The sequence below is a fragment of the Streptomyces sp. 13-12-16 genome, assembly GCF_002114215.1.
Lineage (GTDB): Bacteria > Actinomycetota > Actinomycetes > Streptomycetales > Streptomycetaceae > Streptomyces.
Map to the genome: position 1 here is coordinate 1 of NZ_NCTE01000560.1, position 1,693 is coordinate 1,693.

Here is a 1,693-nt window from a genome sequence, read left to right on the forward strand (position 1 = left end):
CTGCCGCCTGCCGCCTGCCGCCTGCCGCCTGCCGCCCGCTGCCCGCCGCCCGCCGTACCTCCTCGCCGCCCCGGGCGGCCCTGTGGGCGGCACCCGGGCGGCGGGGGAGACGGGACGAGTTGCCCGCCTGGGGCACTGACGTGTGCGGTGTGCCCTGATCGCCACCAATGTGGGTACCCGTTCGCCGTACGCGAGAGGAAGTGAGCGGACATGCCACGCGGTTCCAGCCCCAAACGGGAGCGCCAGTACGAGCACATCAAGGACAGTGCCGAGGACCGGGGCGAGAGCACCGGACGCGCCAAGGAGATCGCCGCCCGGACGGTGAACAAGGAGCGCGCCCGGTCCGGTGAGTCGAAGACGGCCAGTCGCACCTCCACGCAGGACATGTCGTCCGGCAGGCGCGGCGGTCAGCGCTCCGGCAAGGGCTCCCAGGGCCCCACGCGCGACCAGCTGTACGAGGAGGCCAAGAAACGTGGTGTCGAGGGCCGTTCGAACATGAACAAGGGTCAGCTCCAGCGGGCGCTCGGCAAGTGAGCCCCCTCCGCGCGGAGGGGGAGTGCCCTCCGCGCGGAGCACGCGCGCCGCGTAGGCTCGGGGCACGATGACGACCGTACCCACACCGGCCGACTGGCCCGTGACCGAGGAAGAGGCCCGCTCGGTCCAGGACGCACTCCGCGCGCGGGTGGTGCTCGACGAACCGGGCCCGCCGCCCGGGACGGGCCATGTCACCGGAGTCGACGTGGCGTACGACGACGAGCGGGACGTCGTCGCCGCCGCGGCCGTCGTCCTCGACGCGGCGACCCTCGACGTCGTCGCCGAGTCCACGGCCGTCGGCCGGATCTCCTTCCCGTACGTCCCCGGACTGCTCGCCTTCCGCGAGATCCCCACCGTGCTGGCCGCCCTGGAAGCCCTGCCGTGCCCGCCCGGCCTGGTGGTCTGCGACGGCTACGGCCTCGCCCACCCCCGCCGCTTCGGCCTGGCCAGCCACCTCGGCGTCCTCACCGGCCTGCCGACGATCGGCGTCGCCAAGAACCCCTTCACCTTCACCCACGACGAACCGGGCGCCCCGCGCGGCAGCACCTCCCCGCTGCTCGCCGGCCGCGAGGAGGTCGGCCGTGCCCTGCGCACCAGGGACGCCGTCAAGCCGGTGTTCGTCTCGGTCGGCCACCGTGTGAACCTGGACAACGCCTGCGCCCACACCCTCGCCCTGAGCCCCGCCTACCGTCTCCCGGAGACCACCCGCAGGGCGGACGCCCTGTGCCGCCGGGCGCTCGCCGAGGCCGCCCCGCAGGAGGCTCCCGGGTGACCGTGCGGTCTGAGTACCGGTCCTGAGTACCTGTACGGATGCCGGCCCCCCGCCCGCTCCGCCAGGCTGGTGTGCATGACAACGCACCGCGCACCCAAGCCTGTTGCCGTCGACGGACGGCCCGTCGAGCGGGCCGTGACCGTCGGGCTCACCCTCGCCGTACTGGCGGGGCTGGGCTGGATCGCCGGGATGATCTACACGCTGGTCGAGTGGCCGCTGTGACCTCCGCCCGGCCGGACGTCAGCGGGTCGCGGCGACGCGGAAGCGGAGTCCCGCCGTGCGGAGGCGGTCGATCAGCGCGTCCCCCATCGCCACCGCCGTCGTGACCTGGCCGGCCGTCGGCGGGAGGTCGTCGAAGGCCAGGCAGAGCGCCCCCTCGGCCAGCAT

Annotated in this window: 3 protein-coding genes and 1 pseudogene; 3 read left to right on the plus strand and 1 reads right to left on the minus strand. The window is 74.2% G+C overall.

The annotated features are described in order from the left end of the window. Window positions 1-210: 210 nt before the first annotated feature. The 3 genes from B7767_RS22580 to mmpA all read left to right on the plus strand — a co-directional run bounded on the left by B7767_RS22580 (window position 211) and on the right by mmpA (window position 1,528). Window positions 211-534: a plasmid stabilization protein gene (locus B7767_RS22580; RefSeq protein ID WP_085573796.1), complete on the plus strand. Its 324-nt coding sequence runs from the start codon at window positions 211-213 to the stop codon at window positions 532-534. Window positions 535-601: 67 nt separating this feature from the next. Continuing rightward, window positions 602-1,306 carry an endonuclease V gene (locus B7767_RS22585; RefSeq protein WP_085573797.1) on the plus strand — a complete coding sequence of 235 codons (705 nt, stop codon included), beginning with the start codon at window positions 602-604 and terminating at the stop codon, window positions 1,304-1,306. 75 nt (window positions 1,307-1,381) lie between these two features. After that, the gene (mmpA, locus tag B7767_RS46520; RefSeq protein WP_179167243.1) at window positions 1,382-1,528 is read left to right on the plus strand and encodes a morphogenic membrane protein MmpA; all 147 of its coding nucleotides are present in this window, start codon (window positions 1,382-1,384) and stop codon (window positions 1,526-1,528) included. An 18-nt stretch (window positions 1,529-1,546) separates the two neighbouring features. Here mmpA and B7767_RS48240 read toward each other — a convergent pair. Next, a pseudogene (locus B7767_RS48240) lies at window positions 1,547-1,693 on the minus strand (saccharopine dehydrogenase); the annotation flags it as partial.